General features: G+C 73.9%; 14 protein-coding genes. 12 read left to right on the top strand and 2 right to left on the bottom strand.

From position 1 onward, the window contains the following. Window positions 1-53 precede the first annotated feature (53 nt). The 10 genes from BLW57_RS19165 (at window position 54) to BLW57_RS19120 (ending at window position 11,144) form a co-directional block, all read left to right on the top strand. Window positions 54-902 carry a tryptophan 2,3-dioxygenase family protein gene (locus BLW57_RS19165; protein ID WP_093476057.1) on the top strand — a complete coding sequence of 283 codons (849 nt, stop codon included), beginning with the start codon at window positions 54-56 and terminating at the stop codon, window positions 900-902. Further along, entirely contained in the window at window positions 895-2,079 is a 1,185-nt protein-coding gene (gene kynU, locus BLW57_RS19160; RefSeq protein ID WP_093476056.1) for a kynureninase, read from the top strand. The genes BLW57_RS19165 and kynU overlap by 8 nt, the downstream gene beginning before the upstream one ends. 188 nt (window positions 2,080-2,267) lie before the next feature. Next, a complete protein-coding gene (locus tag BLW57_RS19155; RefSeq protein WP_093476054.1) occupies window positions 2,268-3,167 on the top strand; it encodes an alpha/beta hydrolase in 900 nt (299 codons plus the stop codon). Between the two features lie 183 nt (window positions 3,168-3,350). Next, window positions 3,351-4,418, top strand: a complete 1,068-nt coding sequence (locus BLW57_RS19150) for an alpha/beta hydrolase (RefSeq protein WP_093476053.1) — start codon at window positions 3,351-3,353, stop codon at window positions 4,416-4,418. Beyond that, entirely contained in the window at window positions 4,411-5,631 is a 1,221-nt protein-coding gene (locus tag BLW57_RS19145; RefSeq protein WP_256339527.1) for an acyltransferase family protein, read from the top strand. The genes BLW57_RS19150 and BLW57_RS19145 overlap by 8 nt, the downstream gene beginning before the upstream one ends. 10 nt (window positions 5,632-5,641) lie before the next feature. Next, window positions 5,642-7,009: a sensor histidine kinase gene (locus BLW57_RS19140; RefSeq protein WP_256339526.1), complete on the top strand. Its 1,368-nt coding sequence runs from the start codon at window positions 5,642-5,644 to the stop codon at window positions 7,007-7,009. Then, window positions 7,006-7,680: a response regulator gene (locus BLW57_RS19135; RefSeq protein ID WP_093476051.1), complete on the top strand. Its 675-nt coding sequence runs from the start codon at window positions 7,006-7,008 to the stop codon at window positions 7,678-7,680. The genes BLW57_RS19140 and BLW57_RS19135 overlap by 4 nt, the downstream gene beginning before the upstream one ends. A 136-nt stretch (window positions 7,681-7,816) precedes the next feature. Beyond that, entirely contained in the window at window positions 7,817-9,166 is a 1,350-nt protein-coding gene (locus BLW57_RS19130; RefSeq protein ID WP_093476050.1) for a sensor histidine kinase, read from the top strand. Beyond that, window positions 9,163-9,831, top strand: coding sequence for a response regulator (locus BLW57_RS19125; protein ID WP_093476048.1), 669 nt, complete (start codon window positions 9,163-9,165; stop codon window positions 9,829-9,831). The genes BLW57_RS19130 and BLW57_RS19125 overlap by 4 nt, the downstream gene beginning before the upstream one ends. Window positions 9,832-9,923: 92 nt before the next feature. Continuing rightward, the gene (locus tag BLW57_RS19120; RefSeq protein ID WP_093476047.1) at window positions 9,924-11,144 is read left to right on the top strand and encodes a cytochrome P450; all 1,221 of its coding nucleotides are present in this window, start codon (window positions 9,924-9,926) and stop codon (window positions 11,142-11,144) included. A 16-nt stretch (window positions 11,145-11,160) separates the two neighbouring features. Here the strand turns inward: BLW57_RS19120 and BLW57_RS19115 are convergent, their stop codons facing one another. Beyond that, window positions 11,161-12,012 carry a diacylglycerol kinase family protein gene (locus BLW57_RS19115; protein ID WP_093476045.1) on the bottom strand — a complete coding sequence of 284 codons (852 nt, stop codon included), beginning with the start codon at window positions 12,010-12,012 and terminating at the stop codon, window positions 11,161-11,163. A gap of 197 nt (window positions 12,013-12,209) precedes the next feature. On the opposite strand from BLW57_RS19115, the gene BLW57_RS19110 reads away from it, so the two are divergent. After that, window positions 12,210-13,493, top strand: a complete 1,284-nt coding sequence (locus BLW57_RS19110) for an adenylosuccinate synthase (RefSeq protein ID WP_093476044.1) — start codon at window positions 12,210-12,212, stop codon at window positions 13,491-13,493. Window positions 13,494-13,575: 82 nt separating this feature from the next. After that, the gene (locus tag BLW57_RS19105) at window positions 13,576-13,803 is read left to right on the top strand and encodes a hypothetical protein (protein WP_093476042.1); all 228 of its coding nucleotides are present in this window, start codon (window positions 13,576-13,578) and stop codon (window positions 13,801-13,803) included. A gap of 33 nt (window positions 13,804-13,836) precedes the next feature. On the opposite strand, the gene BLW57_RS19100 is transcribed toward BLW57_RS19105, so the two are convergent. Beyond that, entirely contained in the window at window positions 13,837-14,487 is a 651-nt protein-coding gene (locus BLW57_RS19100; protein ID WP_093476041.1) for a phospholipase D-like domain-containing protein, read from the bottom strand. Window positions 14,488-14,569 lie beyond the last annotated feature (82 nt).

The raw sequence follows: 14,569 nt of genomic DNA, 5'->3' as shown, positions 1-14,569 counted from the left end.
TGCCGGCATCGGCAGGGGCGGACCGCTACCCGGATCGACAACAGGAGACAGCGATGTCCCAAAAGGCTCACCCCCCTTCCGAGGCCGCTGAGCCCGAGACCCCGCATCTCGACTTCGCGGGCACGACGCCGTACGAGGACTACGTCAAGGCGGACGTGCTCACCCACCTCCAGCACACCCTTTCCGACGACCCCGGCGAGATGGTCTTCCTGGTGACCACCCAGGTCATGGAGCTGTGGTTCACGGTGATCGTGCACGAGTGGGAGACCGCCGCGCGGGCGCTCCGCTCGGACGACGTCCCGACCGCCGTCGCCGCGCTGAAGCGCTCGGTGCGCGAGCTGGAGGCGCTGAACGCCTCCTGGACGCCGCTCGGCCAGCTGACCCCGGCGCAGTTCAACTCCTACCGCAGCGCCCTCGGCGAGGGCTCCGGTTTCCAGTCGGCGATGTACCGGCGCCTGGAGTTCCTGCTCGGCGAGAAGTCCGCGTCCATGCTCGTACCGCACCGCGGCGCCCCCCGCGCCCACGCGGAACTGGAGAAGGCGCTGCACGAGCCGAGCGTGTACGACGAGGTGCTGCGGCTGCTGGCCCGCCGCGGCCACGCGATCCCCGAGGCGGTCCTCCAGCGGGACGTCTCCCGGCGCTACGAGCCCTCCGACGAGGTCGAGCGGGCCTGGGCGGCGATCTACTCCGGTGACCAGGACGCCGAGCTCGCCCGACTCGGCGAGGCGCTGACCGACGTCGCCGAACTGGTGTGGCGCTGGCGCAACGACCACCTGGTCGCCACCCGCCGCGCGATGGGCGCGAAGGCCGGTACGGGCGGCTCCGCCGGTGTGGCCTGGCTGGAGAAGCGCGCCCGCAAGAACGTTTTCCCCGAGCTGTGGACGGCGAGGTCCCATGTCTGAGCTCGCACTGCTGGCGGAGAAGGCCGACGCGGCGGACGAACTGGCACCGGTGCGCTCCCGGTTCGTCCTGGACGACGTCGTGTACCTGGACGGAAACTCCCTCGGCGCGCTGGCGGCCGTCGTCCCCGACCGGATGGCGGACGTGGTCCGCCGCCAGTGGGGCGAGCTGCGCATCCGCTCCTGGGAGGAGAGCGGCTGGTGGACCGCGCCCGAGCGGATCGGCGACCGCATCGCCCCGCTGGTCGGCGCGGCGCCGGGCCAGATCGTCGTGGGCGACTCCACGAGCGTCAACGTCTTCAAGGCGCTGGTGGCGGCGGTCCGCATGGCCGGTGAGGGGCGTGACGAGGTCCTGGTGGACGCGAGCACGTTCCCCACGGACGGGTACATCGCCGAGTCGGCCGCCCGCCTGACCGGCCGCACCCTGCGCGCGGTGACCCCGGGGGAGGTGCCCTCGGCACTGTCCGGCCGTACCGCCGCGGTCCTCCTCAACCACGTCGACTACCGCACCGGCCGCCTGCACGACCTGCCCGCGCTGACGGCGGCGGTCCACGCGGCCGGCGCCCTCGCGGTCTGGGACCTGTGCCACAGCGCGGGCGCGCTGCCGGTCGGCCTGGACGAGCACGGGGTCGACCTGGCGGTCGGCTGCACCTACAAGTACCTGAACGGCGGCCCGGGTTCCCCGGCGTACCTGTACGTCCGCCGGGAGCTGCAGCCCCGCTTCGACTCCCCGCTGCCCGGCTGGAACTCGCACGCCGACCCGTTCGGCATGAGCCCGTCCTACGCCCCGGCGCCGGGCGCCCTGCGGGGCCGGGTGGGCACGCCGGACATCCTCTCCATGCTGGCGCTGGAGGCGGCCCTGGAGGTCTGGGACGACGTATCGGTCACCGCGGTCCGCGCCAAGTCCCTGGCCCTGACGGACTTCTTCCTGAAGTGCGTCGCCGCCTACACCGAGCCGGGCCGGGTCGAACCGGTGACGCCGGAGCGGCACGAGGAGCGGGGCAGCCAGATCGCCCTGCGGTGTCCGGACGCCGGTGAGGTGATGAAGAGGCTGATCGCCCGGGGCGTGGTGGGCGACTTCCGGCATCCCGACGTCCTGCGCTTCGGCTTCACCCCGCTGTACGTGAGCTTCGGCGACGTGGAGCGGGCGGCCCGGGTGCTGGGGGAGGTTCTGGCGTAGTCCGCCGGGGGCGGAGTCCCGCGTCCGGCGGCTCCGCCCCCTCGGAACCGTTCCGCCCCTCACCCTGCGTCACATCCCCGTGTCCCCGCACGTCACCCGCCTGATACCGTCCCCGTCCAACGGCCGGCGAACGATCCCCACCTGGTCCGTCACATCACGCACCCGTTCCCTCGCCGAGAGGTTGGAGCATGCCGGACGACTCCGCAGCAGCCCGCGCCGCCGCCGAGGAGGAGTCGGCCTTCTCGCACCCCCCGGTCGACCCCGACGCGACCGCCGCCTACGGCGACCACCCCGACCAGGTGATCGACTTCTACGCCCCCCGGGCCGACGCCGGCGCCTCCTTCGCCCCGCTGGTCGTCGTCCTGCACGGCGGCGCCTGGCGCGCCCCCTACGACCGCCGCCACATCACCCCCTTCGCCGGCTTCCTGGCCCGCAGGGGCTTCGCCGTGGCCAACGTCGAGTACCGACGGGGCGGTGAGCCCCAGATCCCCGCGCAGAACGCCGGGACCGGTTCCGCGGCCCCCCTCGCCGGCCGCTGGCCCGACACCTTCGACGACGTCGCGGCCGCCCTGGACGCGCTGCCCGCGCTGGTCCGCGCGTCGCTTCCGCAGGCCGACGCCCGCCGCACGGTCCTCACCGGGCACTCGGCGGGCGGCCACCTGGCGCTGTGGGCGGCGGCCCGCCATGTGCTGCCCCCGGACGCCCCGTGGCGCACCGAGCGCCCCGCCCTTCTCCGCGGTGTCGTCGCCCTCGCCCCGATCGCGGACTTCGAGGTGGCCGGGAAGCTGGACGTCTGCGGCAACGCGTCCCTCCAACTCCTCGGCGGGCCGGACCACTTCGAGGAGCGGCGGCCGTACGCGGACCCCGCCCTCCTCCTGCCGACGGGCATCGCGACGACCGTGGTGCAGGGCCGTGCCGACCTGGACGTACCGCAGGCGGTGGCCGAGGCCTACGCGGACGCCGCGGCGAAGGCCGGCGAGATGGTGGGCCTGACCCTACTGGAGGGCGTGGGCCACTTCCCGCTGATCGACCCGGCCGCGGACGCGTGCGCGGTCGCGGCGGAGGAGATCGCTCAACTGGCCTGGTGACAACCGGATTCCGGACAAACCGGAGCCCGGCCGCGCCTGCGGTCCCGGACCCCGGTGATACCCGTAGTACCTGAGAGCTACCCCGCGGGACAGCTCTCCGGCGGGACGCCGACGACCGGTGCCGATCCCTAACTTCCCTGGTGGACAAGCCCGATGGCCGGGCACTCCGAAGGGAAGCGCACCATGGGGTACGCCGCACCGCCCGCCAGGAACCCCCGCCCGCCGACGGCGGAGCCGCTCGCCGAGCGCCGCCCGCCGGCGCCGGAAGCCGGGCCGGTGACGCGGTGGGGACGACGGACCTCCTGGCTCCGGGCGGTGCTCGCCGCCCTCCTCACCGCCGCCATCGTCGCCCCCCTCGCGGGCGCCGCCCGCCCCGGCATCCCCGCGCCGCCCCCCGCCGCCCTGGCCGCCCCCCTCACCCCCGCGGCCCTGCGCACCGCCTACGGCGCCAACCGGGCCGACGCCGCCGAGGCGGCCCGCATGGCCGCCGGCCACGGCGACGCACACCGCGCCGCCGCGGACCGCGCTCTGGCCGCCCCCGCCCGGCACCTCCTCTCCTTCGACGGCCGAGGCACCGGCCTGGCCACCGAGGTCCTCGGCGACCTGCCCCGTGCCGACCACGTGGCGGTGCTCGTCCCCGGCTCCGACACCACGCTGGACACCTACGCCCGCTTCCACCGGGCCGCGGCCGCCCTGCACGCGGAGCTCCTGCGCCGCGCCCCCGCCGGCCACCACGTCGCCGTGGTCGCCTGGCTCGGCTACGCGACCCCGGCGACGGTCAGCGCCACCGTGGCCACCCCGGCCCGCGCCGGTCACGCGGCCCCCCGACTGCGCGCCCTCGTGCGGCAGTTGCACGCTCTCACCTCGGCCGGGGCGTGGATCTCGCTCCTCTGCCACTCCTACGGTTCGGTCGTCTGCGGCCGGGCCGCCCCCGGCCTCGACGTGGCCGACATCGCCCTGGTCGGCAGCCCCGGCACCGGCGCCGACTCGGCCGCGGACCTGCACGCCCGCGCCCGGATCTGGGCGGCCCGCGGCAGCGAGGACTGGGTCGGGAACGTCCCGCACGTCCGTGCCCAACTCTTCGGCACCACCGTCGGCTTCGGCACCGACCCGGTCTCCGGCGCCTTCGGCGCCCGGGTCTTCGACGCGGCCCGCGCCGGGCACAGCGGCTACTTCACCCCGGGCTCGGCCTCGCTCGCCAACCTGGCCCGGATCACCCTCGGCGCGACCTCGGAGGTCACCCGTGTCTGAGCGGACCGAGACCGCCCTGCGCCGGCGCGCCCGGCACCTGGACACCCTCACCCCCGCGTCCCGGGACCGGGCCGTCGACGCCCTGCGCGCCCTCGCCATCCTCGGGGTCGTCCTCGGCCACTGGCTGGTCACCGCCCTGGTGGCGGCGGACGGCACGCTGCGCACGGCGAGCCCCTTGCAGCATCTGCCGTGGCTCGCCCCGATCTCCTGGGTCTTGCAGACCCTCGCCGTGTTCTTCCTGGTCGGCGGCCAGGTGGCGGCCCGCGGTCACGCCTCGGCCGTGGCGCGCGGGGTGCCGTACCGCGCGTGGCTGCGCGGCCGGCTGGACCGGCTGCTCCGCCCGGTCGGCGCCCTCCTCGCCCTGTGGACGGTGGCGGCGACGGCCCTGCTGCTGACCGGCACACCCCTGGACACCCTGCACACGCTGCTGAAACTGGCCCTGTCCCCGCTGTGGTTCCTGCTGGTCTTCGCCGCGCTGACGGCGGCCACCCCGCTCGTCGCCCGCCTCAACCCGCTCTGGCCGCTGGCCGTCGTCCTGCACGTGGACGTCCTCCGCTTGGGCCTGCACACCGGCCCCGACTGGCTGGGCTGGGTGAACCTGCCGGCCGGCTGGCTGGTGCCGTACACCCTGGGCGCGGCCTGGGCCCGCGGAGAGCTCCACACCCGCCGCGCGGCACGGACGCTCTTCTACGGCGGGACGGCGTCCACGGTCGTGCTCGTGCTGTGGGCGGGCTACCCCGCCTCCATGGTCGGCGTCCCGGGCGCCGCGATCTCCAACCTCAACCCGCCGACCCTGGCGGCGGTGACCTTCGGCCTGGCCCAGTGCGGTCTGGCCCTCCTGCTGCGCGACCGGCTGCGCGCGGCGATGCGCCGCCCCCTCGCCTGGGCGGCCGTGGTACTGGTCAACCTCTCCGCGATGACGATCTTCCTGTGGCACCAGACGGCGCTGATGGTGACGACGGCCGCCGCCCTCCCGGCCGGCCGGCTCCCCGGTCTGCACACGCTTCCCGACGGCCTCGGCTGGGTCGCGGCCCGGCTCGTCTGGCTCCCGGTGTTCGCCCTGGTCCTCGCCGTGTGCTGGACGGCGTTCCGCCTCCGCGAACAGGGGACGCGTCGCCGCGACCCCGGCTCCGGCGGGGGACGGTCCCGGGTGGTCCGGGTGCACCACACCGCGGGCCCGGAGGCCGGGCAGGGGGTCCGCCGTGTTGTCTAGGGTGGTCCGTGTGACGGAAACGGGGGGCCGCCGGGTGTTCGCGCCGATCGCGTACCTGGTCCGGCGCTGGCTGCGGGTGCTGCGCGCGGACCTGTGGACCCTCCGCGCGGACCCCCTGCCCCCCTCGCTGTGGCTGCGCTGGTTCCCGCACGGCCTGCTGTGCCTGGTGGCGTTCGGGGTGTCCTTCGGCGCGGTCGCGCAGCTCGGCTCCGACGGCGGCGTGGGCGCACAGCTCTCCCTGCTGATCGGACTCGCGCAGGGCGGTGCCGTGCTGCTCGCGCTGTGGCGGCCGGTCCCGGCGTGGTGGCTGTCCATGGCGGCCATGCTGGTGGGGGCCGTGGAGGTACGGCGCCAGCTGCTGGCGGGCGGCGCCCACGCCTTCACCTGGCCCTGGTCGTCGGCCGGGATCGTCGGTCTCCTGGCCGTACTGCTGCTGCTCGCCCTGCGGGTGCGCACCCGGGTGTCCGCCGAGGCCCTGGCCCTGACCGCGCTGCTCACCTACGCCGTCCAGGGGCTGTGGGGCGCGTGGGACTACACGCCCACCGGGGTGCTCACGGTCATCCTCTCCACGGTCGTCGTGGTCCTCGGCACCGCGCTGCGCGGCCGCCGGGAGGCCCGCGCCGAGCTCGTCGAGCAGACCACCCTGACGGCCGAGGAGCGGGCCCGCCGCACCCTGCTGGAGGAGCGCAGCCGTATCGCCCGGGAACTGCACGACGTCGTCGCGCACCACATGTCGGTCATCTCCATCCAGGCCCAGGTGGCCCCGCACCTCGTCGAGCGGCCGTCGCCGGAGCTGGTCGAGAACCTGGAGGGCATCCGGCACAACGCGCTGGAGGCGCTGACCGAGCTGCGCCGGGTCCTCGGCGTGCTGCGCTCGGAGAACCCCGAGGACCCCTACGGCCTCGGGAACCCCGGCACCGGAGCGGCACCGGACGCCCCGCAGCCCACCCTCGACCGGCTGGACGCGCTGATCGAGAACACCCGGGCGGCGGGCCTGGACGTGACCGCCGGCGTCAAGGGCCGGGCGCGCCCCTACCCGCCGGGCGTGGAACTGTCGGCGTACCGGATCGTGCAGGAGGCGCTGAGCAACGCGCTGCGGCACGCGCCGGGTTCCGAGGTGCGCGTCGAGGTCGCACACCTGCCGGCCGGGCTCCGCCTGGCGGTCACCAACTCCCGCCCCGACCGCCCCGTCCCGCCGTCCGCGGGCGCCGGACACGGCCTGCTCGGCATGCGGGAACGCGCGGCGATGCTCGGCGGCACCGTCACCGCGGCCCGTACCCCGGCCGGCGGCTTCACCGTCTCGGCCTTCCTCCCCCGCGACGGCACCCCGCCCGCGCTCCCGCCCGACCCGGCCCCGACAGGAGAACCGACCCCATGACGAGCGGCACCATCCGCGTACTCATCGCCGACGACCAGCAGATGGTCCGGCAGGGCTTCACCGTGCTGCTCAACACCAAGCCGGACATCGACGTGATCGGCCAGGCCGTGGACGGCCGGGACGCGATCACCAAGGTCGGCGAACTGGTTCCGGACGTGGTGCTGATGGACATCCGGATGCCCGAGCTGGGCGGCATCGAGGCGACCCGCCGCATCACCCTCGACCACCCGGGCGTCCGGGTGCTGGTGCTGACCACCTTCGACCTCGACGAGTACGTCTACGAGGCACTGCGGGCCGGAGCCGCCGGGTTCCTGCTGAAGGACGCCTCCGCCGACCAGCTCGCCGAGGCGGTCCGGGTCGTGGCGGCCGGCGACGCGCTCCTCGCCCCCGGCATCACCCGCCGGCTCATCGCCGAGTTCTCCCGGCTGGACGGCACCCCGCGCGCCCCGCTCAAGCAGCGCGTCGGTGACCTGACGGAACGCGAGACGGAGGTGCTGGCGCTGATCGCGCAGGGCCTGTCGAACGCGGAGATAGCCGGACGGCTGGTCGTCGCCGAGCAGACCGTGAAGACGCACGTGGGCCGGATCCTGGTGAAACTCGGGCTGCGGGACCGTACCCAGGCGGCGGTCTTCGCGTACGAGTCGGGGCTGGTGCGGCCGTCCGGATACTGACGTCCGCAGGCGCGGGAGTGCCGTCCCGGACCCCGGCACCCGGCCTCGGTACCCGCCCGTAGTACTTGAGGGGGACGCCCGAGGACCCGTCTGCGAGGTGACGACCGCGGCCCGCGCTCGGCCTACCGTTTCCTCCGTGACCGACACGACGCACACGCAGACGACACCGGCGGGCGGGGCCGAGCGACCGCGCAGCCCCGAGTTCCGGCTCGCCGCGGACGCCCTGCGCGGCCTGCGGCAGGACCTGTTCCACGACGCGTTCGCCTACCGCCCGCTGCCCCGGGTCCAGGCCCGCGGCGGACTCGCCCGCCGTTCCGGCCGCGTCCGGGAGTACGCGGCCTGGACACCGCACGTGCTCGTGACCGGTCTCGGCGCGCTGGCGATGCTGGTGGCGCTGGCGGCCGTGAGCGACTCCGGGCTGCCGTCCCTGCTGTGCGGGCTGCTGGCGCTGGGCCCGGTGCTGCTGACCCTGGCGCGTCCCGTGGGCGCGTTCTGGTTCTCGCTGGCCGCGACCATGGTCACCTCCGTCATGAGCGGGGCGACCGGCTTCGACTGGCCGTGGTCGCCGGGCAGCTTCGTCTCGCACCTGGTGGTCCTGACGGTCGTGGCGATACGCACCCGGCCGCGCACGGCGGCCTGGATGTGGGTGCTGACCGCGGTCTACGGCTTCGTCGCCGAGACCGGCTTCGGCTGGGGCCACTTCGACACCGACGTCGGCCCGATGCTGATCCTCTCCGCGATGATCCTGCTGGCCGTCACCGTCCGGCACATCCGCCGGGAGGCCCAGCAGGAGGTCAGCGCGCAGCAGACGGTGACCGCGGCGGAGCGTTCGCGCCGCACGCTGCTGGAGGAGCGCACCACGATCGCCCGCGAGCTGCACGACGTCGTCGCCCACCACATGTCGGTGGTCGCCATCCAGGCGGAGGCCGCGCCCTACCGGGTGGAGAACCCGCCGCCGGAGCTGGAGAAGGCGTTCGCGACCATCCGGGAGAACGCGGTGGCGGCCCTCGCCGAGCTGCGGCGGGTCCTCGGAGTCGTCCGTGCGGAGGACTACGAGGCCCCGGACGCACCCCAGCCCACCCTGGCCGACCTCGACGGACTGATCGCCAACGTGCGGGAGGCCGGGCTGGCGGCGGAGAAGGCGGTGACCGGCGCGGTGCGCGAGCTGCCGCAGGGCGTGGAGCTGTCGGCGTACCGGATCGTGCAGGAGGCGCTGAGCAACACCCTGCGCCACGCTCCCGGCGCGGGCGCCCGGGTGGAGATCGGATACGTGCTCGGCGGTCTGGGGCTGCGGGTGGTCAACGGTCCGCCGCCCGCGTCGGCCCTGCTCAAGCCCTCGCCGGGGGCCGGGCACGGCATCACGGGCATGCGGGAGCGTGTGACGATGCTGAACGGGGAGATGACGGCGGGTCCGACCGCCGACGGAGGCTACGAGGTGACGGTGTTCCTGCCGGTGGCGGCCACCGCGATCGAGGACGAGGCATGACGATCCGTGTACTGATCGCGGACGACCAGATGATGGTCCGCGAGGGATTCTCGGTCCTGCTGAACGCGATGCCGGACATCGAGGTCGTCGGCGAGGCCGTCAACGGCCGGGAGGCGGTGGACCGGGTCCGTGAACTGGCCCCGGACGTGGTCCTGATGGACATCCGCATGCCCGAGCTGAACGGCATCGAGGCGACCCGGGAGATCGTCGCGGCGGACGCGGCGGCGAAGGTGCTCGTGCTGACCACGTTCGACCTGGACGAGTACGTGTACCAGGCGCTGCGGGCGGGCGCCTCCGGCTTCCTGCTGAAGGACGCCTCCGCCCGGCAGCTCGCCGACGGGGTGCGGGTGGTGGCGTCGGGGGAGGCCCTCCTCGCGCCCTCGGTCACCAAACGGCTGATCTCCGAGTTCTCGCGGCTGTCCGAGGCGCCGCGCCTGCTTCCGGCGGGGGCGCAGGCGGCCTACGGCGAACTGACCGATCGCGAGACGGAGGTGCTGGTGCTGATCGCCCAGGGCCTGTCCAACGCGGAGATCGCCGAGCGGCTGGTGGTGGCGGAGTCGACGATCAAGACCCATGTCAGCCGCATCCTGGTCAAGCTCGGCCTCCGCGACCGCACCCAGGCGGCGGTCTTCGCCTACGAGGCCCGCCTGGTGACACCGGGCTGACGGCACCGCCGCGGCCGGTCCCGCCGTGTGCGGACCGAAGGCGGCCGAGGGCACCCCTGGTCAGACGCGGGTGCACGCGTTAGCGTCCCCGCATGGCAGGCCCCCTCGACCTCGCTTTCGACCCCTGGGACCCCGCGTTCCTCGCCGACCCGTACCCGGCCTACGCCGAGCTGCGGGCGCACGGCCGGGTGGTCCGCTACGAGCCGACGGACCAGTGGCTGGTCCCGCACCACGCGGACGTCTCGGCCCTGTTGCGGGACCGCCGGCTCGGGCGGACGTACCAGCACCGCTTCTCGCACGAGGACTTCGGCCGGACCGCGCCCCCGCCGGCGCACGAGCCGTTCCACACCCTCAACGACCACGGGATGCTCGACCTGGAGCCGCCGGACCACACCCGGATCCGGCGCCTGGTGTCGAAGGCGTTCACCCCGCGCACGGTGGAGCGGCTGCGGCCCTACGTGCACGGGCTGGCGCACGACCTGGTCGCCGCCCTCGTCGAGGACGGCGGCGGTGACCTGCTGACGGACGTGGCGGAGCCGCTGCCGGTGGCCGTGATCGCCGAGATGCTGGGGATCCCGGAGGCGGACCGGGCGCAGCTGCGCCCCTGGTCGGCGGCCATCTGCGGGATGTACGAGCTGAACCCGCCGGAGGACACCGCGGCGCGGGCGGTGCGGGCGTCGGTGGAGTTCTCGGACTACCTGCGGGAGCTGATCGCGGCCCGGCGCGAGGAGCCGGGGGAGGACCTGATCTCGGGCCTGATCGCGGCGCACGACGACGGCGACCGCCTCACCGAGCAGGAAATGATCTCCACGGCGGTGCTGCTCCTGAACGCCGGCCACGAGGCGACGGTCAACGCCACGGTGAACGGCTGGTGGGCGCTGTTCCGCAACCCCGGCCAGCTCGCGGCCCTGCGCGCCGACCACTCCCTGGTCCCGTCCGCGATCGAGGAGCTGATGCGCTACGACACCCCGCTCCAGCTCTTCGAGCGCTGGGTGCTGGACGACATCGAGATCGACGGCACGGTGATCCCCCGCGGCACGGAGATCGCCATGCTCTTCGGCTCCGCCAACCACGACCCGGCCGTCTTCGCCGACCCCGGCCGCCTGGACCTCGCCCGCGCGGACAACCCGCACATCTCCTTCAGCGCGGGCATCCACTACTGCATCGGCGCCCCCCTGGCCCGCATCGAACTGGCCGCGTCGATGACGGCCCTCCTGGAGCGGGCCCCGACCCTGACCCTGGCCGCGGAGCCCCGACGCAAGCCGAACTTCGTGATCCGGGGGCTGGAGGGACTGCACGTGGAGGTGGGCTGACTGCCCCCTCGGCTGCTCAGCGGCCGGCGGGCAGGGTGAGCGACCAGGCGGCCTCCCGTACGGTCCAGGTCCGGCGTCGTACGGGGCCGGAGACCGCCGCGTCCGCCCGGTAGCGGAAGTCGGCGCCCACGACCGTCACCGTGCGCCCGGAGGCCAGTAGGGGGGGCGCCGCCGCGCCCAGCGACAGGGGGCGTACCTCCACCGAGGCCACCCCGCCCGTGCGCGGCGTCACCGACACCGCCTCGACCGGCTGGTCCAGGTCCACGACCGTCTCACCGTCGACCTCGACCCGCAGCCGGGCCGGCCCGGGCGAGGGCACGGCCGACAGCCGGGTGGGGCGGGGGGCCAGGGTGCGGACCAGGGAGCGGTACGTCGTCCGCAGCCAGGGGCGGCCCACGGGGACGGCCATCGGCTCGGCGGCGGCCCCCCGCACCGGCGTGGGCGGAATGCCCAGCGCGCCCAGCACCACCCCGTCGCTGTCGTCGACCAGCAGGTCCAGGCGCCGCTCGGACCCGTCCAGCACGGCCCGCGCCGCCGCCACGGTCCCGCCGGGCACCCCGAGGGACTCCGCGAGGGTGGTGTCACCCACCGGGACCATCGCCAGCGCGCATCCGGCCAGCTCCCGCCGGCGGTGCAACAGGGTCACCGCACGCACCAGGGCGCGGTCGTCGCCCACCACGACCGGCCGCCGGGCCCCCCTGCGGCCGAGTGCGCGGGCGAATTCCTCGGGCCCCTCCGGCAGGCACACCTTGGCCGTCGCACCCGCGCTGAGCACGTCTTTCGCGATCCGTACGGACTCCCCGTCCGCCTGCCGTGCCGCCGGATCGATGATCACCAGCAGCTGATCGGACGTCGCGAAGGTCGCCACCTCGGTCCTGCCTCGCTTCCTCGGGTAGCATCTTTGTGCAAGAGCCCCTTGCGCTATTGCGCCAGGGGCTTCGTCTATTCCGGGGCATCCGGTCCGACGGTTGTGCGACCAACGGCGGTCGCTGTGGCACGCGGCGGTGAACCTTACGCCCACGCCCCCGACCTTGGACATGCCCCGCCCGGAAGGGGTGTACGCGCGTGCCCGCACTTGTGCTGCTCGGTGCTCAGTGGGGTGACGAAGGCAAGGGAAAGGCGACCGACCTGCTCGGTGGCTCGGTGGACTATGTAGTGCGATACCAGGGCGGCAACAACGCCGGCCACACGGTCGTCGTGGGCGACCAGAAGTATGCACTCCACCTGCTCCCTTCCGGAATCCTCTCGCCCGGTTGTACGCCGGTCATCGGCAACGGAGTCGTCGTCGACCCGTCGGTCCTGCTCTCCGAGCTGAGCGGTCTGAACGAGCGTGGCGTCGACACGTCCAAGCTCCTGATCAGCGGTAACGCGCACATCATCACGCCGTACAACGTGACCGTCGACAAGGTGACGGAACGCTTCCTCGGCAAGCGCAAGATCGGTACGACCGGCCGCGGCATCGGCCCGACCTACGCGGACAAGATCAACCGCGTCGGCATCCGGGTCCAGGACCTGTACGACGAGTCGATCCTGCACCAGAAGGTGGAGGCGGCCCTCGACGTCAAGAACCAGGTCCTCACCAAGCTCTACAACCGGCGGGCCATCACCGCCGACCAGGTGGTCGAGGAGCTGCTGGGCTACGCCGAGCAGATCAAGCCGTACGTCGCCGACACCGTGCTGATCCTCAACCAGGCCCTGGAGAACGACAAGGTCGTCCTGTTCGAGGGCGGGCAGGGCACCCTGCTCGACATCGACCACGGCACGTATCCCTTCGTCACCTCCTCGAACCCGACCGCCGGCGGTGCCTGCACCGGCGCCGGCGTGGGCCCGACGAAGATCAGCCGCGTCATCGGCATCCTCAAGGCCTACACGACCCGTGTCGGCGCCGGCCCGTTCCCGACGGAGCTGTTCGACGCGGACGGCGAGGCGCTGCGGCGGATCGGCGGCGAGCGGGGCGTGACCACCGGCCGCGACCGCCGCTGCGGCTGGTTCGACGCGGTCATCGCCCGGTACGCGACCCGCGTGAACGGCCTGACCGACTTCTTCCTCACCAAGCTGGACGTGCTGACCGGCTGGGAGGAGATCCCGGTCTGCGTGGCGTACGAGATCGACGGCAAGCGGGTCGAGGAGCTGCCGTACTCGCAGACGGACTTCCACCACGCGAAGCCGGTCTACGAGACGCTGCCGGGCTGGTCGGAGGACATCACCAAGGCGAAGTCCTTCTCCGACCTGCCGAAGAACGCCCAGAACTACGTCAAGGCGCTGGAGGAGATGTCCGGCGCCCCGATCTCCGCGATCGGCGTGGGCCCGGGCCGGGACGAGACGATCGAGATCAACTCGTTCCTGTAGGCACCTCGCGGGAGCACCCGCCGTTCCGCCCCCGGGCGGCCCGGCGGGTGCTCCCGTTCCGTGTGCGCTGCACAATCGGGGTATGGGCGTCCACCGGAGCGCACGATGCCGGGGACCGTACGGCGGTGAGGGCCACCAGGCGGACGGCACGGACTGCTCCGACCCCGCCGTCTTCGAGGTCGCCCGGCACAACCGCCCGCCCCTGCCGGTCTGCCCGGTGCACCTGGGGCCGTCCCTCCTGCTGGCCTCCGGCATCCTCTGGCCCCCGCAGATCCACCTCATCGCCCGCGCACCGGGCCTGCGTCCCTAGGGTCCAAAAAGCCCGCGGGCCGCGGCCACGCGGTCAGCTGAAGACGATCATGGAGCCCTGGGCCAGGGAGCGGGTGGCCGCCGCGTGCAGGCCCAGCCACACGTGGCGTTCGCGGGCGAAGGGGCTGGGGTCGTACGGCGCCGGGACGGCCGGTTCCTCCAGCTCCGTCGGGGCGGCGGGGGGCTCGGGCGCGGATGGGGGGTTGGCCGGGTCGATGCCGATCGTCGGGGCGACGTACTGCAGTTCCCGCAGGAGGGTCTGGGCGGATCCCAAGGGGCCGCCGCCCGCGAGGAGTTCCTCGTTCGACAGCGGATGCGGGAACTCGACGGGGACGTACGCGCCCGCGTGGTCGTAATGCCAGACCAGGTGGGACTGCTGGGCCGTGGACTCGAACATCTCCAGCAACTGCTCGTAGTCGCCGCCCAGTTCGTCGACCGGGGTCACCGGCAGACCGCAGACCTGGAGCAGATAGGCCCGGCGCAGGAAGTGCAGGGCGTCGTAGTCGAAGCCGGCCACCGGGGCCACGTCACCCGACAGGCCCGGCATGTACTGGTACACCGGCACCGCCGGCAGCCCGGCCTCGGCCAACGCCTTGTTGTATTGCGCGAGTTCCTCGGCGAACGGGTTGTCCGGGGTGTGGCACAACACGTCGACGAGCGGTACCAGCCACAGGTCACAGGCCAAAGAGGGCTCCTCGCATCGGCAGGCGCCCGGTCCCGCACGGCGCCACTTGGTCAGGGAAGGGTAGTCGCTGCGGCCACGGAGC

The organism is Streptomyces sp. 1222.5 (assembly GCF_900105245.1).
In the GTDB taxonomy this organism is placed as follows: domain Bacteria; phylum Actinomycetota; class Actinomycetes; order Streptomycetales; family Streptomycetaceae; genus Streptomyces; species Streptomyces albidocamelliae.
The sequence above is the reverse complement of the archived record's forward strand: the minus strand, read 5'-3'. Positions and strand labels throughout refer to the sequence as shown.